Origin of the sequence: Nocardiopsis flavescens, assembly GCF_900141985.1 — a bacterium.
Classification (GTDB): domain Bacteria; phylum Actinomycetota; class Actinomycetes; order Streptosporangiales; family Streptosporangiaceae; genus Nocardiopsis; species Nocardiopsis flavescens.
On sequence record NZ_FQZK01000005.1, the window covers coordinates 90167 to 115700 of the forward strand.

At 74.5% G+C, this 25534-nt stretch carries 23 protein-coding genes; 14 read left to right on the top strand and 9 right to left on the bottom strand.

Features of this window, described 5'->3' with window-relative positions:
* Window positions 1-64 precede the first annotated feature (64 nt).
* From BUE45_RS11040 to BUE45_RS11055, 4 genes are all read left to right on the top strand, one after another.
* Window positions 65-511 carry a hypothetical protein gene (locus BUE45_RS11040; protein WP_073378471.1) on the top strand — a complete coding sequence of 149 codons (447 nt, stop codon included), beginning with the start codon at window positions 65-67 and terminating at the stop codon, window positions 509-511.
* Window positions 512-1031: 520 nt separating this feature from the next.
* On the top strand, window positions 1032-2516 hold the full coding sequence (locus tag BUE45_RS11045; RefSeq protein WP_073378473.1) for an amino acid permease: 1485 nt from the start codon (window positions 1032-1034) through the stop codon (window positions 2514-2516).
* 300 nt (window positions 2517-2816) lie between these two features.
* Window positions 2817-3626, top strand: coding sequence for a carbon-nitrogen hydrolase family protein (locus BUE45_RS11050; RefSeq protein ID WP_073378475.1), 810 nt, complete (start codon window positions 2817-2819; stop codon window positions 3624-3626).
* 105 nt (window positions 3627-3731) lie between these two features.
* Window positions 3732-5447 carry a flavin monoamine oxidase family protein gene (locus tag BUE45_RS11055; protein WP_073378477.1) on the top strand — a complete coding sequence of 572 codons (1716 nt, stop codon included), beginning with the start codon at window positions 3732-3734 and terminating at the stop codon, window positions 5445-5447.
* A gap of 152 nt (window positions 5448-5599) precedes the next feature.
* On the opposite strand, the gene BUE45_RS11060 is transcribed toward BUE45_RS11055, so the two are convergent.
* The 4 genes from BUE45_RS11060 to BUE45_RS11075 all read right to left on the bottom strand — a co-directional run bounded on the left by BUE45_RS11060 (window position 5600) and on the right by BUE45_RS11075 (window position 9069).
* The gene (locus BUE45_RS11060; RefSeq protein ID WP_073378480.1) at window positions 5600-6526 is read right to left on the bottom strand and encodes an RNA polymerase sigma-70 factor; all 927 of its coding nucleotides are present in this window, start codon (window positions 6524-6526) and stop codon (window positions 5600-5602) included.
* A 447-nt stretch (window positions 6527-6973) separates the two neighbouring features.
* On the bottom strand, window positions 6974-7354 hold the full coding sequence (locus BUE45_RS11065; RefSeq protein ID WP_073378483.1) for a DoxX family protein: 381 nt from the start codon (window positions 7352-7354) through the stop codon (window positions 6974-6976).
* A gap of 174 nt (window positions 7355-7528) precedes the next feature.
* The gene (locus BUE45_RS11070; RefSeq protein ID WP_073378485.1) at window positions 7529-8491 is read right to left on the bottom strand and encodes a hypothetical protein; all 963 of its coding nucleotides are present in this window, start codon (window positions 8489-8491) and stop codon (window positions 7529-7531) included.
* Window positions 8492-8646: 155 nt separating this feature from the next.
* Entirely contained in the window at window positions 8647-9069 is a 423-nt protein-coding gene (locus BUE45_RS11075; protein WP_084737126.1) for a VOC family protein, read from the bottom strand.
* A 147-nt stretch (window positions 9070-9216) separates the two neighbouring features.
* Here BUE45_RS11075 and BUE45_RS11080 point away from each other — a divergent pair, with 147 nt between their 5' ends.
* Window positions 9217-9762, top strand: coding sequence for an AAA family ATPase (locus BUE45_RS11080; RefSeq protein WP_073378487.1), 546 nt, complete (start codon window positions 9217-9219; stop codon window positions 9760-9762).
* Window positions 9763-10057: 295 nt separating this feature from the next.
* Here the strand turns inward: BUE45_RS11080 and BUE45_RS11085 are convergent, their stop codons facing one another.
* Complete coding sequence (locus BUE45_RS11085; RefSeq protein ID WP_073378489.1) at window positions 10058-10294, bottom strand: hypothetical protein; 237 nt, start codon at window positions 10292-10294, stop codon at window positions 10058-10060.
* A gap of 117 nt (window positions 10295-10411) precedes the next feature.
* Window positions 10412-11251, bottom strand: a complete 840-nt coding sequence (locus BUE45_RS11090; RefSeq protein ID WP_073378491.1) for a helix-turn-helix transcriptional regulator — start codon at window positions 11249-11251, stop codon at window positions 10412-10414.
* Window positions 11252-11437: 186 nt separating this feature from the next.
* On the opposite strand from BUE45_RS11090, the gene BUE45_RS11095 reads away from it, so the two are divergent.
* The 4 genes from BUE45_RS11095 to BUE45_RS11110 all read left to right on the top strand — a co-directional run bounded on the left by BUE45_RS11095 (window position 11438) and on the right by BUE45_RS11110 (window position 16053).
* On the top strand, window positions 11438-12382 hold the full coding sequence (locus BUE45_RS11095; RefSeq protein ID WP_073378493.1) for an SDR family oxidoreductase: 945 nt from the start codon (window positions 11438-11440) through the stop codon (window positions 12380-12382).
* A 302-nt stretch (window positions 12383-12684) separates the two neighbouring features.
* On the top strand, window positions 12685-13998 hold the full coding sequence (locus BUE45_RS11100; protein ID WP_073378495.1) for an MFS transporter: 1314 nt from the start codon (window positions 12685-12687) through the stop codon (window positions 13996-13998).
* A gap of 240 nt (window positions 13999-14238) precedes the next feature.
* Complete coding sequence (locus BUE45_RS11105; RefSeq protein ID WP_073378497.1) at window positions 14239-14994, top strand: SDR family NAD(P)-dependent oxidoreductase; 756 nt, start codon at window positions 14239-14241, stop codon at window positions 14992-14994.
* A gap of 114 nt (window positions 14995-15108) precedes the next feature.
* Window positions 15109-16053: an SDR family oxidoreductase gene (locus BUE45_RS11110; RefSeq protein ID WP_073378499.1), complete on the top strand. Its 945-nt coding sequence runs from the start codon at window positions 15109-15111 to the stop codon at window positions 16051-16053.
* 25 nt (window positions 16054-16078) lie between these two features.
* On the opposite strand, the gene BUE45_RS11115 is transcribed toward BUE45_RS11110, so the two are convergent.
* Together BUE45_RS11115 and BUE45_RS11120 are read right to left on the bottom strand one after the other, a co-directional pair.
* Window positions 16079-17002, bottom strand: a complete 924-nt coding sequence (locus tag BUE45_RS11115) for an SDR family NAD(P)-dependent oxidoreductase (RefSeq protein ID WP_073378501.1) — start codon at window positions 17000-17002, stop codon at window positions 16079-16081.
* 184 nt (window positions 17003-17186) lie between these two features.
* Window positions 17187-17675, bottom strand: coding sequence for a glutathione peroxidase (locus BUE45_RS11120; RefSeq protein WP_073378503.1), 489 nt, complete (start codon window positions 17673-17675; stop codon window positions 17187-17189).
* Between the two features lie 275 nt (window positions 17676-17950).
* Between BUE45_RS11120 and BUE45_RS33295 the strand changes: the two genes are divergently transcribed.
* Window positions 17951-18793 carry a phosphotransferase gene (locus BUE45_RS33295; protein WP_245832987.1) on the top strand — a complete coding sequence of 281 codons (843 nt, stop codon included), beginning with the start codon at window positions 17951-17953 and terminating at the stop codon, window positions 18791-18793.
* Window positions 18794-18945: 152 nt separating this feature from the next.
* Here BUE45_RS33295 and BUE45_RS11130 read toward each other — a convergent pair whose 3' ends face one another.
* Entirely contained in the window at window positions 18946-19413 is a 468-nt protein-coding gene (locus BUE45_RS11130) for an Lrp/AsnC family transcriptional regulator (RefSeq protein WP_073378505.1), read from the bottom strand.
* Window positions 19414-19579: 166 nt separating this feature from the next.
* On the opposite strand from BUE45_RS11130, the gene BUE45_RS11135 reads away from it, so the two are divergent.
* The 4 genes from BUE45_RS11135 (at window position 19580) to BUE45_RS11150 (ending at window position 25518) form a co-directional block, all read left to right on the top strand.
* Window positions 19580-21154: an alpha/beta fold hydrolase gene (locus tag BUE45_RS11135; RefSeq protein WP_073378507.1), complete on the top strand. Its 1575-nt coding sequence runs from the start codon at window positions 19580-19582 to the stop codon at window positions 21152-21154.
* Window positions 21155-21233: 79 nt separating this feature from the next.
* Entirely contained in the window at window positions 21234-22073 is an 840-nt protein-coding gene (locus BUE45_RS11140) for a GNAT family N-acetyltransferase (protein ID WP_073378509.1), read from the top strand.
* A gap of 44 nt (window positions 22074-22117) precedes the next feature.
* Complete coding sequence (gene pta / locus BUE45_RS11145) at window positions 22118-24157, top strand: phosphate acetyltransferase (RefSeq protein ID WP_073378511.1); 2040 nt, start codon at window positions 22118-22120, stop codon at window positions 24155-24157.
* Between the two features lie 140 nt (window positions 24158-24297).
* Entirely contained in the window at window positions 24298-25518 is a 1221-nt protein-coding gene (locus tag BUE45_RS11150) for a multidrug effflux MFS transporter (RefSeq protein WP_073378513.1), read from the top strand.
* The last annotated feature ends 16 nt before the right edge of the window (window positions 25519-25534 follow it).

The following is a 25534-nucleotide window of genomic DNA, read 5'->3' on the forward strand; positions in this document are numbered from 1 at the left end:
TGACGTGCGCGAATCCGGGCAAGGAGAGAGCAGCAGCTCCGCTCCCCCGAGAAGAGGAGATGACATGGCCCCCGCGCGTTTCGTCATCCGCAGGTCCCCGGTCGGCCCGGCCCTCCTCACCGCCGCGGCAGCGCTCGCCTCGTTCCTCGGCCTGTGGGCCGCGGGCCTGGAGACGCTCTTCCCGGCCGTGCTGGTCGCGGTCGTGGTGCTCGGCCTGGCGATCTGGAGGTGGCGCGGTACCTATTTCGTGCTGGAGATCCTGGACGGCCGGGCCAGCGTGTCCGGCGCGGGAGCCTCGCCGAACCGCGGCGAGGCCGTGGTCGCCGGAAGCGGTGAGCACTTCGAGATCGAGGACGGGCGCCTCCTGCACGTGTCGGCGGACGGCACGCGGACCCCGCTCCCGGTGCACCGGCGCGCCGCCGACCGGGGCCAGTGGAACACGATGGCCTCCGCCCTGGAGCGGGCCCGCCCCGACGAGGCACCCGTGACGCCCGACGGATCCGGCGTCTGACCCGGCCGACGGCCGCGCTCCCGCACCGGGAGCGCGGCCTTTCCCGTTTCCGGACCGGTGCCGGGGGACTCCCCGCGCATCCCGGCCCCGCACGGCGGGCCGCCGCGGCCGGGGGCCGTCCGCCCTGAGGGTGCGCGGCCGGGAGGGCGCGCCGCCCCCGGCCGGGGGCCGGGCGACCGGCGCCGCCGCTCCGCGGCGGGAGCCCTCTTTCGGGCGGACACGTTCCCCTTATACGTGCAGGTCACCCGACCACCTCACCCACGGTGATCCGATGTGTCATCGCTCACGCCGGAGGGCGTTCTTTGCGCCGACGCGCACGTTCCTCGCGCGGAAAACGGATATAAGCAACGAATGTGGGTCATGTTACCCAGATAACGCGACTACCGTTGCTGGGGGCGTTTTCCCACAGTAAGTGGGACAAAGCGCGTATCCTCCCCCACACCGCACCCCTCCCGGGGCACTCGGGCGTGCCCTCACCACGGGAGAGCGGTGTGCCCGCGTCCGAGACGAGGAGTGACACGTGGTCGACCAGAAGACCCCCGCGGACGCCCCCCGGGCGTCCGCGCGCCCGGGCGGTGCGCCCGCGCTTCGGGAGCGCCTGACCAGGCGCAAGCCGGTGGAGAAGCTCGTCGCCGAGACCGAGGGCGCCGCGGGCGCCGGGCTCCGCAGGCACATGGGCTTCTGGCAGCTGTCCATGATCGGCATCGGCGCGACCCTGGGCACCGGCATCTTCGTGGTCCTAGGCGAGGCCGTCCCCGTCGCCGGCCCGGCGGTCGTGCTCTCGTTCGTGCTCGCGGGCATCACCGCGCTGTTCTCCGCCCTGGCCTACGCCGAGATGGCGGGCATGATCCCGGCCTCCGGCTCCGCCTACTCCTACAGCTACGCCACCATCGGCGAGTTCATGGCGTGGATCTGCGGCTGGTGCCTGATGCTCACCTACGGCGTCTCCGTGGCCGCCGTGGGCGTGGGCTGGGGGCAGTACATCAACGAACTCCTGCACCTGACCACCGGCCTCTCCCTGCCGTCCGCCGTGCTGGCCGGGCCGATGGAGGGCGGGCTGGTCAACCTCCCGGCCGCCGCCGTCGTCCTGCTGTCGATGTTCGCCCTGCTCGCCGGGGTGCGTGAGAGCAGCCGCGTCAACGCCGTCATGGTCACCGTCAAGATCGCCATCCTGGTGATGTTCGTGGCCATCGCCGCCACCGCCGTCCAGGACGGCAACTTCGCCCCCTTCATGCCCCTGGGCATGGCGGGCGTGAGCGCCGCGGGCGCCACCCTGTTCTTCTCCTACATCGGGTTCGACTCGGTCTCCACCGCCAGCGAGGAGGCCAGGAACCCCCAGCGCGACCTGCCGCGCGCGATCATGTTCTCGATGATCCTGGTGACGGCCCTCTACTGCCTGGTGGCCTTCGCGGCGGTCGGCGCGCTGAACTGGACGGACTTCGCGGACGGTGAGACCTCCCTCGCCGGCATCCTCACCGGCGTCACGGGCACCCCGGTCTGGGCGGTCGTCTTCGCCGCGGGCGCCGTCCTGGCCCTGGCCAGCGTCGTGCTGGTGGTCCTCTACAGCCAGACCCGCATCCTCTTCGCCATGTCGCGCGACGGCCTCATCCCCGCGGCGTTCTCCAAGGTCGACGCCAACGGCACCCCGCGCCTGAACACGGTCATCACCTCCGTGCTCATCGCGGTCCTGGCCGCCCTCATCCCGCTGGGCCCGCTCGCCGACGCCACCGCGATCGGCACGCTGTTCGCGTTCGCCCTGGTGAACGTGGCGGTGCTGGTGCTGCGCCGTACCCGGCCGGAGCTGCCCCGCACCTTCCGGGTGCCGGGTGCCCCGGTGACCCCGGTCCTGGGCGTGCTGGCCTGCGCCTCCATGATGGCCAGCATGGGCGTGAGCGTGTGGGCGGCGTTCGCCGGCTGGCTGGTGGTCGGCCTGGCGGTCTACTTCGGCTACGGCATGAAGCGCTCCGCGCTGGAGACCGCGGACGGCGTCGCGGCCCGCCCCTGACCCGGGACGGGCCCGCGAAGGGGGCCGGGTCCCACGGCCCCCTCCGCCGTGGTCCGCGGCCGTGCGCCGCGGCCTGCGCGGCGCCCCGCGCACGAGTCCGGCGCGAACCCGCGTGCGTGCGCAACGAACCGTACGCGAGTGCCGGAAAGACGCAAGACATCCGATGTCCGACGCACACTTCCGACGGGGGGCGCCGCCTAGAGTGGACCCGGCCTCGCCGCCGTCCCACCAGCGGTGACGGGGCCGGGCCGAGGCGAGGGCGCCCCGGGCCCGGAACGAGCGCACCGGACGGAGGAGCGGATGGCACGGCGGACCCTGCGCGTGGCCCTGGACCAGGGCACCGGGCGCAGCGGCGACCCCGCCGACGCCCTGGCCCGCCTCTCCGACCGGGCGCGCGCCGCCGCCGACGCGGGCGCCGCGCTGCTCGTCGGGCCCGAGATGTCGCTGACCGGCTACAACATCGGCGCCGACCTCGCCCGCCTGGCCGAACCCCTCGACGGACGGCTGGCCGACCGGGTCGCGCGCATCGCCGCCGACACCGGCGTCGCCCTCGTCCACGGCTTCCCGGAGCGGGACGGGGACGCGGTGTACAACACCGTCGTCCTCACCGGCCCGGACGGCGGGCGCCTGGCCGCCTACCGCAAGACCCACCTGTTCGGCGACCTCGACCGCTCGGCCTTCGCCCCCGGGGACACCCCGGTCGTCCAGGCCGACCTGCACGGCGTGCGCCTGGGGCTGCTGGTCTGCTACGACGTGGAGTTCCCCGAGCCGGTGCGCGCCCACGCGCTGGCCGGGACCGAACTGCTCGTGGTGCCCACCGCCCTCATGCTGCCGTTCACCGACGTGCCCGAGCGCGTCGTGCCGGTGCGGGCGCTGGAGAACCAGATCCACCTGGCGTACGTGAACCGCTGCGACACCGAGGGCGCCCTGCGCTACGCGGGCCGCAGCGCCCTCATCGCCCCGGACGGGTCCGAGACCCTGCGCGCTGGCCCCGGCGAGGAACTCCTCGTCGGCGACGCCGACCTGGGCGCCATCGCCCGGGCCCGCGAGGAACAGTCCTACCTGGACGACCGCAGGCCGGACCTGTACGGCCCCCTGAGCCGCGGCTGAGCCCGCGCCCGCGCGGGCCGCACACCGCCCGCACGGGCCGCACACCGCCCGCACGCGCACCGCACCACCCGCACGCACCGCCCACACCGACCCTGGAGGGGATTCATGACGTCTGCCGTGCCCACGGCCGCCGGCACCGGACCGGTGCAGGAGCCGCCGCCGAACATGTGCGGACCGGACTTCCCGTTCGCCTACGACCGGTACCTGGAGCACCCGGCCGGACTCGGCCAGGTCCCGGCGGAGCGGCTCGGCACCGAGGTCGCCGTCATCGGCGGCGGCCTGGCGGGCATCGTCACCGCCTACGAGCTGATGAAGATGGGCCTGCGGCCGGTCGTCTACGAGGCCGACCGGATCGGCGGGCGGCTGCGCACCGAGCGCTTCCCGGGCGTCGAGGAGGAAGAGGTCGTCGCCGAGATGGGGGCCATGCGCTTCCCACCCTCCTCCACGGCGTTCTGGCACTACGCGGACCGGGCGGGCCTGCGCGCCGAGCCGTTCCCCAACCCGCTCGCGCCGACCACCCCCAGCACCGTCGTCGACCTCAAGGGGGAGTCGCACTACGCGACCACCCTGGACGACCTGCCCGAGGTGTACCGCGAGGTCGCGCGGGCCTGGGAGCGGACCCTGGAGGAGGGCGCACAGCACACCCGGATGCGGCGCGCCATCCGCGAGCGCGACGTGGCGACCCAGAAGGAGATCTGGAACGACCTCGTCGAGAAGCTCGACAACCAGACCTTCTACGGATTTTTGTGTGATTCTCCGGCTTTCGCTTCCTTCCGCCACCGTGAGATCTTCGGACAGGTGGGATTCGGCACCGGTGGTTGGGACACCGATTTCCCCAACTCGATCCTGGAGATCCTCCGGGTCACGTACACGGGCGCGGACGACGACCACATGGGCATCGTCGGCGGTGTCCAGCAGCTTCCCCGGCGGCTCTGGGAGGACGCCCCGGACAAGATCGTCCACTGGGCGCAGGGCACGACTCTGGAGAAGCTGCACGCGGAAGGTCCGCGCCCGGCCGTCACGGCCCTTCGCCGCACCGCGGCGAAGGGCTCGGCGGCGGGCAACATCACCGTGACGGACGCGTCGGGCTCCACCCGCACGTACGCCGCGGCGGTGTTCACCGCGCAGAGCTGGATGATGCTGTCCAAGATCGACTGCGACGAGTCGCTGCTGCCGATCGACCACTGGACCGCCATCGAGCGCACCCACTACATGGAGTCCTCCAAGCTGTTCGTACCGGTCGACCGCGCCTTCTGGAAGGACGTGGACCCCGCGACCGGGCGCGACGTCATGAGCATGACGCTCACCGACCGCATGACCCGCGGCACCTACCTGCTGGAGGGGCCGGACCCGGACGGGCCCGCCGCCATCTGCATGTCCTACACCTGGTGCGACGACTCGCTGAAGTGGCTGCCGCTCTCGCCCAACGAGCGCCTGGAGGTCATGCTGGCCTCGCTGGCCAAGGTGTACCCGGGCGTGGACGTGCGCTCGCACATCACCGGCGACCCGGTCACGGTGTCGTGGGAGGACGAGCCGTACTTCATGGGGGCCTTCAAGGCCAACCTGCCGGGGCACTACCGGTACCAGCGCCGCCTGTTCACGCACTTCGCGCAGGACGCGCTCGCGGAGGAGTACCGGGGGCTGTTCCTGGCGGGCGACGACGTGTCCTGGACGGCCGGATGGGCCGAGGGCGCGGTGCAGACGGCGCTCAACGCCGTGTGGGGGGTGATGCACCACCTCGGTGGCGCCACCGACCCGACGAACCCGGGACCGGGCGACGAGTTCGACGGGCTCGCGCCGGTGGCCCTGCCCGAGGGCTGAGGTCCGCGGGGCCCCCGGCGGCGGGCGCGCGGAACGCGGACCCCGCGCGCCCGCGCACCGGCCGCCGCGGACCGGGGGAGCGCGCCCCGGGGGCATGGGGATGGCCCCGGGGCGTTCCCGTACCCGCGGCCGGGCGGCCCCGGACCGGGGCGTCACCGCAGGGTCAGCGGGGTCTCGGAGCCCAGCCGGGTGAGCTTCTCCGGGTTGCGGACGTGGTAGAGGCCCGTGATCAGGCCGCCCTCCACGCGGGCCGCCAGGACGCCGTCGAACTCCCCGTCCAGGTGGATCGCCAGGGCGGGACCGCCGTTGACCAGGGTCGGGGACCCGGTCACCGCGCGGCCCACCTTGCGCAGGCCGCCCAGCAGTAGCCGGACGACCTTCCCGGCACCGGTGACCGGGTTGGGCACCGCCTGCTTGACGCCTCCACCGTCGCCCACCACGACCACGTCGGGGGCGAGCACGTCCAGCAGGCCCTGGACGTCGCCCGTTTCGAAGGCCTGCCTGAACGACTCCAGCACCGCCCGTGCCTGGCCGGGAGGGACCGTCGCCCGGGGCCGCCGTGCCTCCACGCGGCGCCGGGCCCGGTGCGCGATCTGGCGGACGGCCGCCGGGGTCCGGTCCACGGCGGCGGCGATCTCCCCGTAGCCGAACCCGAAGGCCTCGTGCAGGACGAACACCGCCCGCTCGGTGGGCGACAGCGTCTCCAGGACCAGCAGCAGGGCCATGGACACGCTCTCGGCCAGCTCCACGTCCTCGGCCACGTCGGGCGTGGTGAGCAGCGGCTCGGGGAGCCAGGCGCCGACGTAGGACTCGCGGCGGCGCTTGAGGGTGCGCAGGCGGTTCAGGGACTGGCGGGTGGCGATCCGGACCAGGTAGGCGCGCGGTTCGCGCACCCGCGCCCGGTCCGCCCCGGACCAGCGCAGCCAGGTCTCCTGGAGGACGTCCTCGGCGTCGGCGGCGGAGCCGAGCATCTCGTAGGAGACGGTGAAGAGCAGGTTGCGGTGGGCGAGGAAGACCTCCGTCGCCGGGTCGGTCCGCCCGCCGCCTCCGGTACCGCCGGTGCTCGAGCCGGTGTCCATGGTCTCCCCCCTCAGCCCTTCGCCGGTTCGGTCGCGGACCGGAGCCGGAGCGGGCGCTCGCGGTGGCCGCCGGCCCTCGCGGTGTCCCTCCACGGTGCCACGGCGGGCGCGCCCCCCGGCGGTCCCGGCGGTGTGCGTGCCGCGTGCGCCGACCGCGCGCCGGGTGGTCCGGAGGGGGACGGCACGGCTGTCGGGGCCCGTGCCGCGGGGAGGCCGGAGCCGCGGACGACGGCGGTGCGGGTGGGCGCGTTCATGGTGCCTCCGTGAGTTGCCGGGTGGCCGGGGCCGGGTGCGGCCGACGGGGTCCCGCCGTCTGTGGCTCCGAAGGAGCGGCTGCCCGGCCCCGCCGCTCCCGCAGGGGCTTGACGACTTCCTTGAGACTCCTTCGGACGCGGCGGGTCGACCACGGGACACCGGCGGCGGGCCGGGTGTGACAGGGGCCGTGGATCAGAGGGGGACGGCGAAGAACCGGCCCCAGGCCAGGAACGCGGCGAGGACGAGGTAGGCGCCGTTCACGGCGGGGAAGAGGAGGGGATCCCCCCGGCGGATGTGGGTGGCCATGGCCCCGGCCATCAGGAGGACCCAGCACACGGCGGTGACGGGGACCAGGACCGGGAGGGCGCCCGGGAGGGCGGGGAGGGTGAGGCCCGCGGCGGCGAGGACTTCGAGCGCGCCGAGGGTGCGGACGAAGCCGGGGCCCGCGTCGGCGGTCCACCCCCCGCCGGCCGCGGAGGCGAGTTTCTCCATGGGCAGGAGGAGCTTTCCGGCGCCCGCGGCGAGGGCGACGCAGGCGAGCACGGCGGCGGCGATCCAGAGGGCGGTGTTCACGGGGCGGTGCCTCCTTGTCCGGGGGTACGCCCTTTCCGACACCGCCGCCCCGCCCGCTGTGACATCCCGGACCGGTCGGGCCCGCCGCCCGGCTACCGGCGTCCGCCGCGCAGGTCCGCCGGAGGCGGCCCCCGGGGCGGCCGAAGGACCCGGGTCCCGGCCGTGCCGGGGCGCTCAGTGCCCCGGCGGCGGACGGCGGCCCGCGGTCCCCGCGCCCGGACGCGGGAGGAGCAGGGCGGGGAGGGCGAAGACGAGGCAGAAGAACAGGCCGCTGCCGACGACGATGAACGACGCCCACCAGGGCATGCCGAGGGCCAGGCCGACGGCGGTCGCGACCACGCAGGCTGCCAGGACGCCTCCGCCGACGTAGGTGAAGGCCCGGTAGGGGTCGCGGGAGTCCCCGGCGGGGCCTCCCCGCGTGTTCTCCGACGGGGCCGGCGGGGAGGGGACCTCCGAGCGGTCGATCCAGCCCGCCTCGGCCGCCAGACCGAGCACGAGCGGTTCGAACGCCCGGGTACTCAGGGAGGTGCCGGTCCGGGGCCGACCCGCGTTCGCGCGGCCCACGGCCTGTTCGGTGGTCCGGGCCGAGCCCCGGCCGGGCGCCCACACGGGGATGAGGCGCCCGGACCCGTCGACACGGGCGCCGACGCCCGCGTCGGCGACGCGGACGCGGGGGCGCTCGCCGGGAACGGCCCGGATCTGGAGGAAGAGTCCCTGCCAGCGTCGCCGGACCCCGGTGGACGAGGTGCCGTCGCCGTGTTCGATCCGGGTGACGAGGCGGATCGAGGCCGCGGGGTCGAACATCACGCGCACGGTGTCGCGCCGGGGGTCGGCGAAGACGATCCCGCCCTGCCGGTGGACCCGGGCGGAGAGGGCCCGGGCGTACTGCTCGAAGGTCCAGGGGGCGCCCGTCGGCAGGTCCGCCCCGGGCGGGACGGGGCCCGAGCGGTCGAAGCGGACACCGGCCGCCTCGGTGCGCGCCACCGGCCACGTGATGCCGGTGAAGACGAGGGCTCCGCAGAACATGCCGAACGCGATCCACCGCGCGGGGGCCTCGTCCCCGGCCTGGGTGAGCAGGACGAGGGTGGCCGCGGTCAGAGCCGCGGCGACGGAGGCGGGGATCGTCCACAGCCGCATGGGTGACTCCTGCCCGTCGGCGGTATCGGGCTGCCACTGTAACGCCCGTCCCCGGCGCGGCACCGGGGAGGCCGGGGGCCGGTGACACCCGGGGGCGGGGACCCGTCCCCGGGTGTGACGGCGTTCGCGTGGGCGCGGCCCCCGCCCCGGGCCCCTCAGGCGGGGCCGTCCTCCGCGACGGTGATCTGCCAGAGGTGCCCGTCGGGGTCGGCGAGGACGCCGGAGTACCCCCACGGCTGCTCCCGGGGCTCCGAGGCGACCGCGCCCCCGGCCCGCCGCGCCCGCTCGACCAGGTCGTCGACCGCGGCCGGTGTGGCCACCGCCCGGCTCAGCAGCACCTCGTGCGACGCGGGCGGCGCGACCTCCCGCCCCTCGCCCAGCACCCACCCGAACCCTCCCGAGGGGATGAGCGCCAGCAGGGTCCGGTCCCCGATCGCGAACTGCAGCGGTTCCGGTACCCCGTCCCCGGCCGGTTCGCCCACCAGGGCGAACCCGAACACCTCGCGATAGAACACCATCGCCCGCATCCGGTCCGCGATCGGCAGGCTCAGCACGACCCCGCCCTCGTTCGACGCCATGGGCACTTCCCTTCTCCACATTCGCGGGTCTCTCCCGCTTCCGACCTCCACGATCCCCCGGACTCATCGCACGGCGCGCCCTTTCTTCCCGGCGGACGTGTCGGCGAATCCGCGGCGGGCCCGGCCGGGGTCGGCTACGGTGACCCCATGGTCTCGACGGGCGACGCCGGGTCCGGGCCGCGGCTCGTGGTGCTGCGCGGCAACTCCGGGTCCGGGAAGAGCACGGTGGCCGCCACCGTGCGCGCCGCCTACGGGCGCCGGGGCATGGCGGTCGTGGGGCAGGACGTGGTTCGCCGGGACATCCTCAGGGAGCGGGACCGGCCTGGCGCCGTCAACATCGGCCTCATCGACCTGATGGTCCGGCACATCCTGGGGCGGGGCGCACACGTGGTCCTCGAAGGCATCTTCTACGCCGACCACTACGGGCCCATGCTCACGGCGTTGATCGACGACCACCCCGGCCGTGCGCACGCGTACTACTTCGACCTCCCCTTCGAGGTGACGCTGGCCCGGCACGCCACCAAACCGCTCGCCCGCGAGCTCGGAGAGGCGGAGCTGCGCCGGTGGTGGCGCCCCCGCGACCTCCTGCCCGGCGCGGCGGAGCGGACCATCGACCGGCACGCGAGCGCGGCGGACACCGCCGCCCGCATCCTGCGCGACTGCGGGCTGTCCGCCACCGCGGCCGGCGGCTGAGCGGCCGGCCGCACCCGGAGCCGACGGCCGGCGCCGCCGGGCCGGATCCGCCCCGTCCCCCGCGGCGCGCCCCGGTCCGAGTCGCCGGGCGGGTGCCCGCGCGCCGAGGACCCGCCGGGCGCGGTCGGGGACGCCCTACGCCGCCCCGACGGCGAAGAAGAGGAGCCCCGGGCCGGTCGACAGGGCCCCGAACTCCTCGGGGAACGGCCCGCGGGCGGCGGTGGCGGGCCGCGGCCCACCCATCACGGTCGGCGCCGCGGTCGCGCAGGGCGCCGGTCCGGATGCCCGGGTCGCCTCACCGGGCGTCCCCGTGCGGACGCGGGCCCCGGGCGGCGGCCCGGGCGCCCCGTCGGCGCAGCTGCGCGCGCGACAGCAGGTTGTAGAGCGCGTCGTATCCCGCGATGCCCACGCCCATGAGCCCCAGCAGCCCGGTGATCACCGAGACCGGGATCACGTCCAGCACCGAGCACAGGACCGCCACCACCAGGAGCGGAACCCCCAGGCCCAGACTCCACTTCCCGATGCCGCTCATACCGTCCCGCTTCCTGGAGGGTGCTCCACTGTTCGCGAGGTCAGGCTAGCGGGCCCGGGACGGATACGTGCACTCCCCTCCGGTCCCTCCGGGGAGCCGGGCCGGCCGCCGCTGTGCTCAGTGCAGCGACTGGGTCCCGATGACCGACAGCAGGTGCAGCCTCTCGTAGCTCTCACTGCCGGGGACGGCGGTGTAGACGAGCAGCGAGTGCGACTGCTCCGGGTCCTGCAGCCGCTGGCAGTTCAGCTCCAGGGCGCCGACCTCCGGGTGGACGAAGTGCTTGAGCTCGTTGGGCCGCACGCCCACCTCGTGCTCCTCCCAGACCCGCCGGAACTCCTCGCTCTCGCCCAACAGCAGGTCCGCCAGGTACGCGGCCCGCGAGTCCGGCCCCCGGAGCGTGAGGATCTGCCGCAGGCCCGAGGCGTACATCCGGGTGAGGAACCCGTGCGTCTCCGGCGCGTAGAGCAGCCGCGACTCCGGGCGGGTGAACCACCGGTACCCCAGGCTGCGCTCGGGGCCCGTGAACCGGGTCGTGTCCCCGGTCAGCGCCACCCCCATCGGGCTCTGGCGCAGCGTCTCCCCGAGCTCGGTGACGATCTCCGCGGGCGTGTCGTCCAGACGGTCCAGGATCCGCTGCATGCCCGGGCTGATGTGCTCGCTGACCACACCCCGCGCGGGCGGGTTGTGCCCGGCCAGGCGGAACAGGTGGTCCCGCTCGTCCAGCGACAGGTGCAGCCCCTGGGCCATCGAGGCGAGCATCTGCTGCGACGGCTGCGGTCCGCGCTCGCGTTCGAGCCGCGAGTAGTAGTCGGTCGACATGTGGCACAGCACCGCGACCTCCTCACGCCGCAGGCCCTTGGTCCTGCGGCGCTGCCCCCGCGGCATGCCGACGTCCTCGGGCTGTAGGGACTCCCGGCGGTTGCGGAGGAACTCCGCCAGCCCGGTGCGATCGATCACGGCTTCTCCTCCTCGGGGCCCACGTCCAGGCCTGTTCCGTGTCTACCGCCTCCGCGCGGCGGTAGCCACGGACGGCCGATCCCCCTCTGCGCGCAGGGGCGGTTCCGCGAGCCTCGGATCGGCGGTCCCTGGAAGCCCCGCGGAAGATCGCCCATCGTGAGGTCACCACCACCCGAGGAGACGAACATGCCCCGCCGAGACATCGACATCACCGTTCCGGACCTGACCGGTAAGCGCGCGCTCGTCACCGGCGCCAGCGACGGCATGGGACTGGGCATGGCCCAGCGGCTGGCCGCGGCCGGCGCCGAGGTCGTCATGCCCGTCCGCAACCCCGCCAAGGGCGAGGCCGCCGTCGCGCAGATCCGCCGGAGCGTGCCGAACGCCCGGCTCTCGCTGCGCAGCCTCGACCTGTCCTCCCTCACGTCGGTGGCGGCGCTGGGGGACACGCTCCGGCAGGAGGGCGAGCCGTTCCACCTGCTCATCAACAACGCGGGTGTGATGATGCCGCCCTACCGGCAGACCACCGAGGACGGGTTCGAGCTGCAGTTCGGCACCAACCACCTCGGGCACTTCGCACTGGTGGGCCACCTCCTGCCGCTGCTGAGCGCCGGCCGGGCCCGCGTCACGTCCCAGATCAGCGTGGCCGCCCGGCAGGGGTCCATCAACTGGGACGACCTCAACTGGGAGCGGTCCTACCAGGGCATGCGCGCCTACGGCCAGTCCAAGATCGCGTTCGGGCTGTTCGGCCTCGAACTGGAGCGGCGCAGCCGCGCCAACGGCTGGGGCATCACCAGCAACCTGTCCCACCCGGGGGTGGCCCCCACGAGCCTGCTCGCCGCCCGTCCCGAGATCGGCCGCGACAGCGAGCGCCTGAACATCCGCGGGATCCGGTTCCTCTCCGCCCGCGGCATCATCCTGGGCACCATCGAGACCGCCAAGCTCCCCGCCCTGATGGCCGCGACGGACCCGGCCACCGAGCCGGGCGCGCTCTACAGCCCCAGCGGCTTCGGCAACCTCGGGGGCCCGCCCACCGAGCAGAAGCTCTATTCGACCCTGCGCAGCCCGGAGGAGGCCGCGCGCGTCTGGGAGGCCTCCGAGCGGCTCACGGAGACCGTGTTCTCCGCCGTCTGACCGGCACCGCGGCCGTAACCGCGGAGCCGTCACCGGCGCGCCCGGCCCGGCCGGGTGCCCGAGCGCCGCCGCACCGCGGCCCGACCACCACCGCGGCCGTAACCGGTGGCGCGGGCGCGCCCCGTCCGAGGACCGCAGTACCGCAGTACGGCCCCCGGCCCCCCGGCCGCCGCCGACCCGTCGGCGCCGCCACCCGATCACGGGCGGGCCGTGCCCGTACGAGACCGACCGAGACCAGCGACAGGAGCAGCCACGTGAACTCCAGCCCTCCGGGAACGACGAGACAGCGGAGCCCGTGGTGGGTGATCTTCGGCAGCGGCCTCGCCAACGCCGTCGGTCCCAACACGATGTTCCTGGCCACCCTCGGCCTGTTCGTGGTGCCGATCGTCGAGGAGACGGGGTTCAGCCGCACCACCGTCACCGGGGCGTACTCCGTGGCCGCGGTCGGCATGGTCATCGGCCTGTTCGTGGTCGGGCGGCTGGTCGACCGCTTCGCCGTGCGGCACATCCTCGTCCCGTCCTTCGTGCTCTTCTCGGCCTCCCTGGCACTGGTCGGCGCCACGCCGCCGATCGAGATCGTCTACTTCATCCCCTGCTTCTTCGTCGGATTCTTCGGTGCCGGCACCGCGGTCCCCGCCACGCGGGCGGTCGTGACCTGGTTCGACAACAGCCGGGCCCTCGCGATCGGCGTGGTGACGGCCATCATCGGCCTGGGCGCGGCGCTGGCGCCGCTGCTGGTCGGCGTGCTCATCGAGGACTTCGGCTGGCGGTCCGCGTACGGGATCATGTCCCTGGTCTCCGTCACCGTGTCGGTCGCCGCGGTGCTGCTGTTCGTCCGCGCCCGCGCGGAGAAGCACGTGCGGGGCAGGCTCGTCCACGAGACCCGGGTGGGGGACCGCGACGTCAGCCTCGAACTCCCCGGCCTGACCTTCGGCGAGGCGGTGCGCACCCGCCGGTTCTGGTTCATCGCCCTCGGGCTGGGCATGGTCGGGACCGCGATCATCGGCCTCCAGGTGCACCTCGTGCCCATGATGGGCGACCGGGGGCTCGGCGCCGACCAGGCCGGCATGCTGCTGGTCGTCTTCGGCCTGGCGTCCCTGGTCGGGCGCCTGATCGGCGGTGTCATCATCGACCGCGTGCGCGGGACCGTCGTCGGCCCGATCGTCATCCTCCTCCCCATCGTGGGCCTGCTGTTCCTCCAGCCGCCCTTCCCGACGGCCGTTGCCGCGGTCGCCCTGATCGGGGTCGCCTTCGGCATCGAGGGGGACCTGCTGGCCATCCTCATCAGCCGCTACCTGGGCACCCGCCACTTCGGGCGCATCCTCGCCGCGGTCCAGGCCGCCTTCCTCCTGGGCACCGCTTTCGGCCCCCTCCTGCTGGGGGTCGCCTACGACGAGCTGGGCTCCTACGACCCGGTCATCCCTGTCCTGATGGGCGTGCTGGTCGTCGGCGCCGTCCTCATCGGCTCCCTGGGCCGGTACGCCTACCCGCCGCTCGCCGGATTCGACCGGCTCGCCGCGCGGGACGAGATGGCCGCCTCCGAGGTGCTCAGCGGCGTCGCCGAGGGCGAGGGCCAGGGCCCCGCCCGCAGGGAGAGCCTCGGCACCGGCGGCTGAGGCCCGCACAGACCCGCCGGGCGCGGCCCTACCCCCGCCCGCCCGGCACGGACCGGACCGGGACGGCTGTACGCCGTCCGCGCCGCCACCGTCCGCGGCACGGCCGGCCGCCACGCGGCCGTACCGGTCCGGGTGGACGAGGGTCCGCCGTGCACCCGCGGACCCCGTCCTTCCCCGTCCCCCTCCCGTGCGCGGTCGAGGAACCGCGAGACCCCACCCGTCCACGAAAGGAACGGCACCATGACCGACCTCACCGGAAAGACCGCCCTGGTCACGGGCTCCAGCCGCGGCATCGGCCGGGGCATCGCCCTGCGCTACGCCTCCCTCGGAGCCGATGTCGTCATCAACCACGCGGGGGACGGTGAGAACGCCCGGAACACGGTGGCGGAGATCGAGGAGGCCGGGGGGAGGGCCATCGCGGTGCGCGCCGACGTGTCCCTCCCTCCCGACCTGGACCGGCTCCTGTCCGCCGCCCTCGGCGCCTTCGGCCGCCTGGACATCGTCGTCGCCAACGCGGGCAAGGAGATCATCGACCAGCCCGTCCTGGACGTGACCGAGGAGGAGTTCGACGACCTCTTCGCGGTCAACACCAAGGGGGCCTTCTTCACGCTCCAGAAGGCGGCCGCCCTGCTCTCCGACGGCGGACGCCTCATCTACATCGGGTCCAGCACCACCGCGAGCCCCCACCCGGGGGTGGGCCTGTACTCGTCGAGCAAGGCCGCGGTGGCCTGGCTCGTCCGCGTCCTCGCCCTGGAACTCGGCCCGCGCGACATCACCGTCAACACCATCCTGCCCACGGCCACCGCGGGGGCGGGCGTCTTCAGTTCGGTGACGGAGGGCGACGAATTCCACCAGGGGAACGCCGCGTTCCGCCCGCTGGGCGGCCGGGGCGGGACGCCCGACGACGTTGCGGACGCCGCCGAGTACCTCGCGGGGAACCTCGCCTCCTGGGTCAGCGGGCAGTCTCTGCTGGTCGCCGGTGGTGCGATCCAGTAGCCCTACCCTCCGCGGGCCCGGTTCCCCCGGTGGAAGGTCGGATCGCGGGGGCGGGGATAAGTCGGGCCTGCTCCGGGGACTCTTATACGGACGGTCACGACCCTGGAGACGACCATGCCGCGTACACGACCCGAAGCCGCCGTTCCCGACCTGTCCGGCGCGCGCGCCGTCGTCACCGGCGCCAGCGACGGCCTCGGCCTGCGCCTCGCCGCGATGCTCGCGCGGGCCGGGGCCGAGGTGGTCCTGCCGGTCCGCAACCCGGGCAAGGGGGAGGCGGCGCTCGCCGAGATCCGCCGCCGGGTCCCCGGCGCCGCGGTGTCGCTGCGCACCCTGGACCTGTCCTCGCTGGACTCGGTGGCGGCCCTGGGCGGCGCGCTCCGCGAGGAGGGCACACCGATCCGTGTCCTCGTCAACAACGCGGGGGTGATGACCCCGCCGGAGCGGCGGACGACGGCCGACGGGTTCGAGCTGCAGTTCGGTACCAACCACCTCGGGCACTTCGCCCTGACCGGCCACCTGCTGCCGCTGCTCCGGGCGGGCCGGGCGCGGGTGACCTCGCAGGTCAGCGTCGCCGCGCGGCGGGGCGCCGTCAACTGGGACGATCTGAACTGGGAGCGGTCCTACGACGCCGGCCGTGCCTACGCCCAGTCGAAGATCGCGTTCGGGCTGTTCGGCCTCGAACTGGAGCGGCGCAGCTTGGCCGGTGGCTGGGGCATCACGAGCAACCTGTCCCATCCGGGGGTGGCGCCGACGAGCCTGCTCGCCGCCCGGCCCGAGATGGGCCGCGACCGGGACACCGCGGGCGTGCGGCTCATCCGGGCGCTGTCCTCCCGGGGCATCCTGGTCGGAACGGTGGAGACCGCGCCGCTCCCGGCCCTGTACGCGGCGACCTCGCCGGCCGCGCGGGGCGCGCGTCTCTACGGCCCCGGCGGCCTGGGCCACCTCGGCGGGCCGCCCGTGGAGCAGCGCCTCTACGCGCCCCTGCGCGATCCCGAGGAGGCGCGCAGGGTCTGGGCGGCCTCAGAGGAGATGACGGGGGTGGCCTTCGACGGGGACTGAGGCCGGGTGCGGGAGCGGGGCGGGGTCACCGGGGGTAGGAGACCCCGGTCAGGTCCTCGGAGACCTGCCACAGCCGCAGCTGGACAGCCCGGTCGTAGGACCTCGCGCTGGAGCGGACGGGCCGGGGCCGGCCCCGCATCCCGGTGATCCCGCCGGGGCCGTAGAACTCGCCGCCCCGCGCCCCGGGGTCGGTCGCCGCCCGCAGCGTCGGCAGGGCGCCGTCCTCGGGGCTCTGCCCCAGCAGCGGAACGAAGATGCCGTCGAACAGCACCCGCGCGGGGAGGGGGAAGTCGCGGCTCAGCTCCGTGGTGCTCCCGCCCGGGTGGGCGGCGACGGAGACCGTACCGTGGCCGCCCTCTGCCAGGCGGCGCTGGAGCTCGTACGCGAACAGCAGGTTCGCCAGCTTGGACCGCGCGTAGGCCGCGTTCCTGGTGTACCCGCGCTCGAAGTCCAGGTTCCCGAAGTCGATGGAGGCCCCGAACCGGTGGGCCTCGCTGCTCACGGTGACGACCCGTGAGCCGGGGGCGGCCAGCAGGCGGTCGAGCAGCAGGCCGGTGAGGGCGAAGTGCCCCAGGTGGTTGGTGCCGAACTGCAGCTCGAACCCGTCGGCGGTCGTCGACCTGGGCGTCCACATCACCCCGGCGTTGTTGACCAGCAGGTCGATGCGCTCGTGGGCGGTCCGCAACTCCTCCGCGGCCGTACGGACCGATGCCAGCGACGCGAGGTCGAGGCGCTGCACCCGGACGTCCGCGCCCGGGGCCCGCGCGGTGATCCGCTCGGCGGCCCGCGCGCCCTTGTCCGTGTCGCGCACGGCGAGCACGACCAGCGCGCCCTTCTCGGCGAGCGCCGCCGCGGTCCGCGACCCCAGACCGGTGTTGCCGCCCGTGACGACGGCGGTCCGCCCGGACTGGTCGGGGATGTCTTGCCTGGTCCACCCTGGCCTGTCCATGCCGCACAAAGTATGCATTGACAACATCTATGTCAAAGTCCGTGACCTGCCGCGGGTCGCGTCCGCTGTCCGGGGGCCGGCCCGGCCCGACGCGGCCGGCCCCGTGCGCGGGCGCCGCGGCCCGCAGCCGCTGCCGGCCCCGGCCCTGCGGGAGCGGGGCCCGGGGCCGGCGGCGGCCGGTCCCTCAGCCCGGCAGGACGGCCTCGATGGCCTTGGCGACCTCCCCGGAGCCCGGCTCCGTCTTGGGGGAGAAGCGCGCGGCGACGGTGCCGTCCGGGGCGATCAGGAACTTCTCGAAGTTCCAGCGGATGTCGCCCGTGTGGCCCTCGGCGTCGACCGCGGACACCAGCTCGCCGTAGAGCGCGTGGCGCCCCTCGCCGTTGACGTCGACCTTCTCCGTCATCGGGAAGGTGACGCCGTACGTGGTCGAGCAGAAGGTGGAGATCTCCTCGGAGGTGCCCGGCTCCTGGCCCATGAACTGGTTGCAGGGGACGCCGAGCACGGTGAACCCGCGCTCCTCGTACCGCCGCTGGAGGTCCTCCAGGCCCGCGTACTGCGGGGTCAGCCCGCACCGGGAGGCGACGTTGACGACCAGCACCGCCCTGCCCCGGTAGCCGGCCAGGTCGGCGGAACCGCCGGTGAGGGCGTCGATCTCGACATCGAAGACGGACATGTCACTCCTCGTTCTCGGGCTGCCCGGCGGTCCGGCCGCGGCGGGCGAACGTGCACCCGAAACCCTACGCGGGAGCCCGGGCGGGTGATCGCGGCCCTGTGCCGGAGGGGTGGCATGCGGTTCTTATCGCTTGGATTCCAGGTATTAAAATCCTGGAATCCATAAATTACCGAGCCGATCCGGTGGAAACGGCCCCGGGCAGGACTCGGAGCGGGCAGGATGGCGCGGCGGGGAGCCGTCCCCGCGCCACCGCAGTCCGCCCGCCGAGGAGAACCGTGTCCCTGCTGATCCCGTCGCCCCCCGACCTGGACGCCTGCTGGCTGCGCGCCGCCCACCACCTGGGCGCCGTCGCGGACCCCGCGGCCCCTCCGGGGCCGGGGTCGGGCGGACACACCCGCAGCGGTCCGGTCACCACGGACGGGGGCGAGGCGGGCTGGCTGCGGGTCTGGTGCGCGCCCCGGGCGCGGGGCGCGGTGTGGGAGGGCCCGGCCCTGGCCGCCCACCTCCTCGACGAGCGGGTCCCGCGGCCGGCGCTGCTGGCCGAGGCCGCCTGGGACGGGGAGGACGACGGCCGCTGGGCGGTGCAGGCCCACCTGTACGAGCGGCTGTCGTCGCCGCCGCTGTCACCCGGCCCGGTGCCGCACCGGCTCCCGGATCTGGACGAGCGGTGGTGGGACGGCCTGGCGGAGGCCGTCGACGCGATCCGCGCGGTCCCGCCGCACCCCGAGCGCGGGGTCGTCGACCAGGCGTACGTCAACCGCATTCCGGACATCCTGCCGGAGTTCGCGGGGGAGGACCTGGCGGTCGAGCACTGGGAGACCGCCCACGGCGACCTGCACTGGGCCAACCTCACCGCGGCCCCGCTGCGCATCATCGACTGGGAGGGCTGGGGCACCGCTCCGGCCGGGTTCGACGCCGCGCTCCTGTACACGTACTCCCTGCCGGTGCCGGAGGCCGCCCGCCGCGTGCGCGCGGAGTTCTCGGGGCTGCTGGACACCCCGGCCGGGCGCCTGGCGCAGCTCGCCGTCGCCGCCGAGGTCGTCCAGGCCGCCCCCTACGACGCCTCCGCCGCCGACCTCGAACCCCACCTCCGCCGCCACCTCCGCTCCCTCCGCTGAGAGGGCCGTCCTTCCACCGGCCGTGCGGGACGCCCGCGCCCGGTCTCCCGTCCTCCGGCGCCGGAACGCCTCCCTCGTCGGATCCCGCCGCTGTTCCACGTGCGCTGCGGGAGAGGGCGGCGGGGCCGACCGCTCTGCGGTCGGACCCGGGCTCAGCCCGGGGTCTCGGTGCTCCCGGCCGGGACGGGCCGGTCGACCAGCCGGGACAGGACCAGGGTGCTCTTGGTGCGGACCACGAAGGGCTCGGCGCCGATGCGCTCGATGACCTCCTCCAGGTGGCGGGTGTCGCGCGCCCGCACCTGCACGATGGCGTCGGCCTCGCCGGTGACCGTGCAGGCCGAGGTGATCTCGGGGTAGCGGGTCAGGACGGTGCGGATCTCGCCGGGGGAGGTGCGGGCGCGGCAGTACAGCTCGATGAACGCCTCGGTGGTCCAGCCGACGGCCCGGGGGTCGACCACGACGGTGAACCCGCGCACGGCGCCCGACTCCACCAGGCGGTCCACCCGCCGCTTGACGGCGGACGGGCTGAGCCCGACCCGGACGCCGATCTCCGCGAAGCTCATGCGCGCGTCGGCGCCGAGGACGGCGATGATCCGCTCATCGACACGGTCAAGACGCATGGTGTCCTTTGTCCCCTTCTGGTGCGGGCCGTCACATGCTACCGGCGCATCCCCAGGTGAGCGGCCGTGTCGTTTCCTGTCATCACTGTTCGTGACATGGAAAATACATATGGTCATGACGCCTGGCTGAGGGAGTGGACACGTGCGAGCACCTGCTCTGACCGTGATGTCGGGAGTCCTGACGGCCTCCCTGGTGGCGCTCCCGGCGCCCGCCGCCGCACACGCCCCGGGGGCGGCCCCCGCCACCCGGATCGACCAGAAGGCCCTGCGCTGGGGGCCCTGCGAGGACCTGGAGCCGGTCGGCGACGAGACCCTGGAGTGCGCCGCGCTCACCGTGCCCCTGGAGCACGGCGCCCCCGGCGGCGGCGAGACCGTCGAGATCGCCCTCTCCCGCGTGCCCGCCACCGGCACCGCCGAGCACACCCTGCTGGTCAACCCCGGCGGCCCGGGCAGCGCCGGGCGCCGGTGGGCCTCCCACACGCACCGGCGGATGTCGCCCGAGCTGCGCGAGGTCTACGACGTGGTCGCCTTCGACCCGCGCGGGGTGGGCGCCTCCACGCCCAGGGTCACCTGCGACCCCTCCCACTTCACCGCCCCGCGGCCGGACGGCGTCCCCGCGGACGCCGCGGCCGAGGAGGCGCTGCACGCCGACGCCGAGGCCTACGCCCGCTCCTGCGCGGAGAACACCGGCCCGCTGCTGGACCACATGCGCACCGAGGACCTCGCCCACGACATGGACGCCATCCGGGTCGGCCTGGACCTGGAGGAGATCGACTACCTGGGCTACTCCTACGGCAGCTACCTGGGCACCGTCTACTCCGCCCTGTACCCCGACCGGGTGCGCGCGCTCGTCCTCGACAGCGTCGTCGACCCCGACAACCCCTGGTACGAGAGCAACCTGCGCCAGAGCCTGGCCCTGGACCGGTCGGCCCGCGGCTTCTTCGGCTGGGTCGCCCGGCACGACGACGCCTACGGCCTGGGCGCCGACCCCGACACCGTCGAGAAGGCCTACTACGCGCTGCGCTCGGAGCTGGCGGAGGACCCCGCCGGCGGCGTGGTCGGGCCCACCGAACTGGAGAGCTCCGTCATCGTTGTCGCCTACAGCGGGGCCTCCTGGCCCACCGTCGCCGCGGCCCTGTCCGACCGGATCACCCGGGGCGACTCCGCCGCGCTGAGGAGCCTCCACGAGTCCTACGGAGAGATGCCCGACGCCGCCACCGACACGGGGTACGGCGCCTACCTGGCCGTCCAGTGCACCGACGCCCCCTGGCCCGCGGACCGGGAGACCTGGCACGAGGACGCCGAGGACGTGCACGACTCCGCGCCCTTCATGGGCTGGCACAACATCTGGTACAACGCCCCGTGTGCGACCTGGGGCGCCGACGCCGACGCGTGGTTCCAGGTCGGCGACGGCCCCTACCGGCACCCCGCGTACCGGGGCGGCGCGCTCATCGTGCACGCCACCGGGGACGGGGCCACCCCCGTCGAGGGCTCCTACGCGCTGCGCGAGCGCCTGACCGGCGCGTCCCTGGTCATCGAGGAGGGCGGGCTCACCCACGGTGTCGCCCTCACCGGCAACGTCTGCGTCGATGAGATCGCCCGCGACTACCTGCTGGAGGGCACGCTCCCCGAGCGCGCCGACGGCACCGGGCCCGACGCCGTCTGCCAGGCGCGCCCCGAGCCGTCCCCGCGCACCGCGCAGAGCGAACCTCTGGTGGATCGCCCCGGGACGTCCGGGTGAGCGTGGAATAGGCTGGAAGCGGCGCGAACGGACCTGATCCCGCGGTCGGCGGCGACGGCGGGCGGATGGGGGAGATGCGATGCTGCGGACCTCACCGGTGAGGATTCTCGGCGAACGTGACAGGGAGGCCGTGCGCGCCCTCCTGGACACGGATCCGGTGGGGAACGTGTTCGTCACCTCACGGCTGATGACCGCGGGGATCTCCGCGGGCAACGGGACCGAGGTGTGGGGGCACGTCGAACACGGCCGCCTCGCCGCCCTCTGCTACTCCGGGGCGAACCTGGTCCCTGTCAACGCCGGCCCCGCGGCGATCCGCAGCTTCGCCGACCACGCCCGCTGGCGGGGCCGCCGCTGCTCGTCCATCGTCGGCCCGGTCGACGCCGTCGGCGACTTCTGGCAGCAGGTCGCCCCCGCCTGGGGCCCGGCCCGGGCCATCCGCGCCCGCCAGCCCGTGCTGGAGATCGCCGGGGAGCCCGCCGTCGCCGCCGACCCGCGGGTTCGCCGGGTCCGGATCTCCGAACTCGACATCCTCGTACCCGCCTGCGTGGCCATGTTCACCGAGGAGGTCGGCGTCCCGCCGGACGCCGGCGACGGCGGGGCCCTGTACCGCGCCCGCATCGAGGAGCTGGTGCGCACCGGCCGCGCCTTCGCCCGCATCGAGGACGGCCGGGTCGTGTTCAAGGCCGAGATCGGCGCCGTCACCCCGCAGGCCTGCCAGATCCAGGGCGTGTGGGTCCACCCCGACCTGCGCGGGCAGGGCCTTTCCGCGCCGGGCATGGCCGCGGTCGTGGGGCACGCGCGCGCCGACATCGCCCCGCGGGTCACCCTGTACGTCAACGACTTCAACACCCCGGCCCGGGCCGCCTACCAGCGGGTCGGGTTCCAGCAGGTCGGAGAGGTCATGTCGGTGCTCTTCTGACCGGCGCCCGCCGACCCCCCACCCCGGAGAAAGGGACAGCGACGGTGCACGGTGTCTACATAGCCTCCAGCGACGCCGAGGGCGACAAGAGACCGGTGGCGCTCGGCCTGGCCGAGCTGCTGGCCGGTACGGTCGACTCCCTCGGGGTGTTCCGGCCGGTCGTGGGCGGGGGCGAGCGCGACCCCCTGGTGGAGACGGTCCGCCGCAGGTTCGGCGTCACGGCCCCCTACGAGGAGTGCGTCGGCGTGGTCTACGACCGGGTCCACGACGACCCCGACCAGGCCATGTCCGAGATCGTCGCCGCCTACGGGGCGCTGGCCGCCAAGTGCGCCGCGGTCGTGGTCGTGGGCACCGACTACACGGACGTGGTCACCCCCACGGAGTTCGCGTTCAACGCCCGCGTCGCCGCCAACCTGGGCACCCCCGTCCTGCTGTCGCTCTCGGGCCGCGGACGCTCCGAGGAGCAGGTCCGCGGCGCCGCCGCGGTCGCCGAGGCCGAGCTGGAGCGCGAGCACGCCGCCCTGCTGGGCACCGTCGTGGGCCGGGTCGAGCCCGAGCGCGCCGCGGACCTGCGCGCCGCCGGACCCTGGTCGGTGGTGCCCGAGGTCCCCGGCCTCACCGTGCCCACCGTCCGCGACCTCCAGCGCGCCTGCGGCGGGCGGCTGCTGTTCGGCGAGGACAAGCGGACCGGACGCGAGGTGTCGGGCCTCCTGGTCGCCGCCATGTCCCTGCCGCACATCCTGGACCGGGTGCGCGACGACAGCGCCGTCATCCTCCCCGCCGACCGCGCGGGCGCGGTCCTGCCCGCGCTCATCGCCGCCCACCTGTCCCCGGACTTCCCGGCGATCGCCGGGGTGTTCCTCACCGGCGACACCGACTCCGACATGCCCGAACCCGTGTGGCGGCTGCTCGCGGGCATGCACGTCCGGGTGCCGGTCATCGCCACCGGCCTGGACACCTTCACCGCGGCCACCCTGCTCGCCGACGTCCGGGGCGGCAAAGCGCCGCTGCCCGACCACAAGGTCGAGTCCGCGGTCGCCGCGTTCGATTCCGGAGTGGACGGCCCCGCCCTGCTCGAACGCCTCCAGGTGGCCCGCACCGACACCGTCACCCCGCTCATGTTCGAGTCCACCCTGCTGGGGCGGGCCCGCGCGGACCGCCGCCGCATCGTCCTGGCCGAGGGGACCGAGGAGCGGGTGCTGCGCGCCGCCGACCTGGTGCTGCGCCGCGACGTCGCCGACCTCACCCTGCTCGGCGACCCCCGGGAGATCCGGGCCCGCGCCGCCGACCTGGGCCTGGACGTGACCGCCGCCGACCTGGTCGACCCGGAGTCCTCGCCGCTGCGCGACGAGTTCGCGGCCGAGTACGCCCGACTGCGCTCCCACAAGGGCGTCACCGAGCAGCTCGCCCGCGACACCGTGCGGGAGGTCTCCTACTTCGGCACCCTCATGGTCCACCTGGGGTACGCGGACGGCATGGTGTCCGGGGCGGTGCACACCACCGCCCAGACCATCCGGCCCTCCTTCGAGATCCTGCGCACCTCGCTGGTCTCCAGCGTGTTCTTCATGTGCCTGGCCGACCGCGTGCTCGTCTACGGGGACTGCGCCGTGGTCCCCGACCCCACCGCCGAGCAGCTCGCCGAGATCGCCTCGGCCTCCGCCGACACCGCCGCCCGCTTCGGCGTGGACCCCCGGGTGGCCCTGCTGTCCTACTCCACCGGCGCCTCCGGCAGCGGCGCCGACGTGGACAAGGTCCGCACCGCCACCGACCTGGTCCGCGCCCGCCGCCCGGACCTGCCCGTCGAGGGCCCCATCCAGTACGACGCGGCGGTCGACCCCGGGGTGGCCCGCACCAAGCTCCCCGACAGCGCGGTGGCCGGGCGCGCCACGGTGTTCGTCGTCCCCGACCTCAACACCGGCAACACCCTGTACAAGGGCGTCCAGCGCAGTGCCGGAGCGGTCGCGGTGGGACCGGTGCTCCAGGGGCTGCGCCGCCCGGTCAACGACCTCTCCCGGGGTGCCACGGTGCGGGACATCGTCAGCACCGTCGCCATCACCGCGGTCCAGGCGCGGGCGGGTGCCTGAACCCGGCCCGGCCGCCGCGCGGTTTCGCACACATCGGTGTCAGATGACGGCAGGGGGCGGTTTCGCGGCATCCCGTCCCGGTTAGCCTGCTAGCGGCGCGGACCGCGCTTTTCCGTCCCCGCACCCCCGAGAGAGCGCCGATGACCCTGCGGAACCCCACGGGCCGCGCCCGCCTGTCCCTGGCCCTCCTCCTGGGGCTGCTGGCCGTGCTGGGGCCGCTCAACATCGACATGTACCTGCCCGCGTTCCCGGAGATCTCCGCCGACCTGGACGCGCGGGCCTCCCAGGTCCAGCTCAGCCTCACCACCTGCCTCGTCGGGCTGGCGCTCGGCCAGTTCGTCGTCGGCCCCCTCAGCGACGCGTACGGCCGCCGGGGACCGCTGCTGGTCTCGCTGGGCCTCTTCGTGCTGTCGTCGGCCCTGTGCGCGCTGGCGCCGAACATCGCGGTGCTGGTGGCGGGGCGCTTCCTCCAGGGGCTCACCGCCTCGGCCGGGGTGGTGCTCTCCCGGGCGGTCGTGCGCGACGTGTTCGACGGACACGAGCTCACCCGCTTCTTCGCCCTCCTGATGGTGATCAACGCCGTGGCCCCGCTGGTGGCGCCGGTGGTCGGCGGTGCCCTGCTGTGGCCCTCCTTCGCCGGCTGGGAGATCGTGTTCTGGGCCCTGGCGCTGCTGGGCGCCGCCATCGTCGCCGTCACCGCCCTGCGCCTGCCCGAGACACTGCCCCGGGAGCGGCGCACGCCCGGGAGCGTGGGCGCCACCGCGCGCACCATCGGCGAGCTGCTGCGCGACCGGGTGTTCCTGGGATACGCGCTGGTCACCGGGCTGCTGCACGGCGGGAGCTTCGCCTACGTCGCCGGGACGCCCTTCGTCTACCAGGAGCTCCACGGGGTGTCCCCGCAGGTGTTCGGGGTGCTCTTCGGGATCAACGGGATCGCCATCATCGGCGGCAGCTGGACCGTGGGCCGGTTCTCGCCCCGCTTCGGCGAGCGCCGCCTCCTGGTCGCCGCGGTCTCGGTCGCGGTGCTGGCCACCGGGGTGCTGCTCGCCGCCACCCTGCTCCAGGGGCCGCTGGTCTCCCTCGTCGTTCCGATCTTCGTCTACATGACCTGCATGGGCATGATCCTCACCGGCTCGTTCGCCCTGGCCATGGACGGGCAGGAGCGCCGCGCGGGCAGCGCCAGCGCCCTGCTGGGCGCCCTGTCCCCGCTCTGCGGCGCGGTGGTCGCCCCCCTGGTGGGGCTGGACGAGACGACGGCGGTGCCGATGGGCGCGCTGCTGTTCGGCACCTCCGCCGCCGGGCTGGCCGTCCTGCTGGCCATGACCGCCCGCCGCCCCCGCGTCCCCGTCGCCGAGGGCTGAGCGGGGGCCGCGGTCC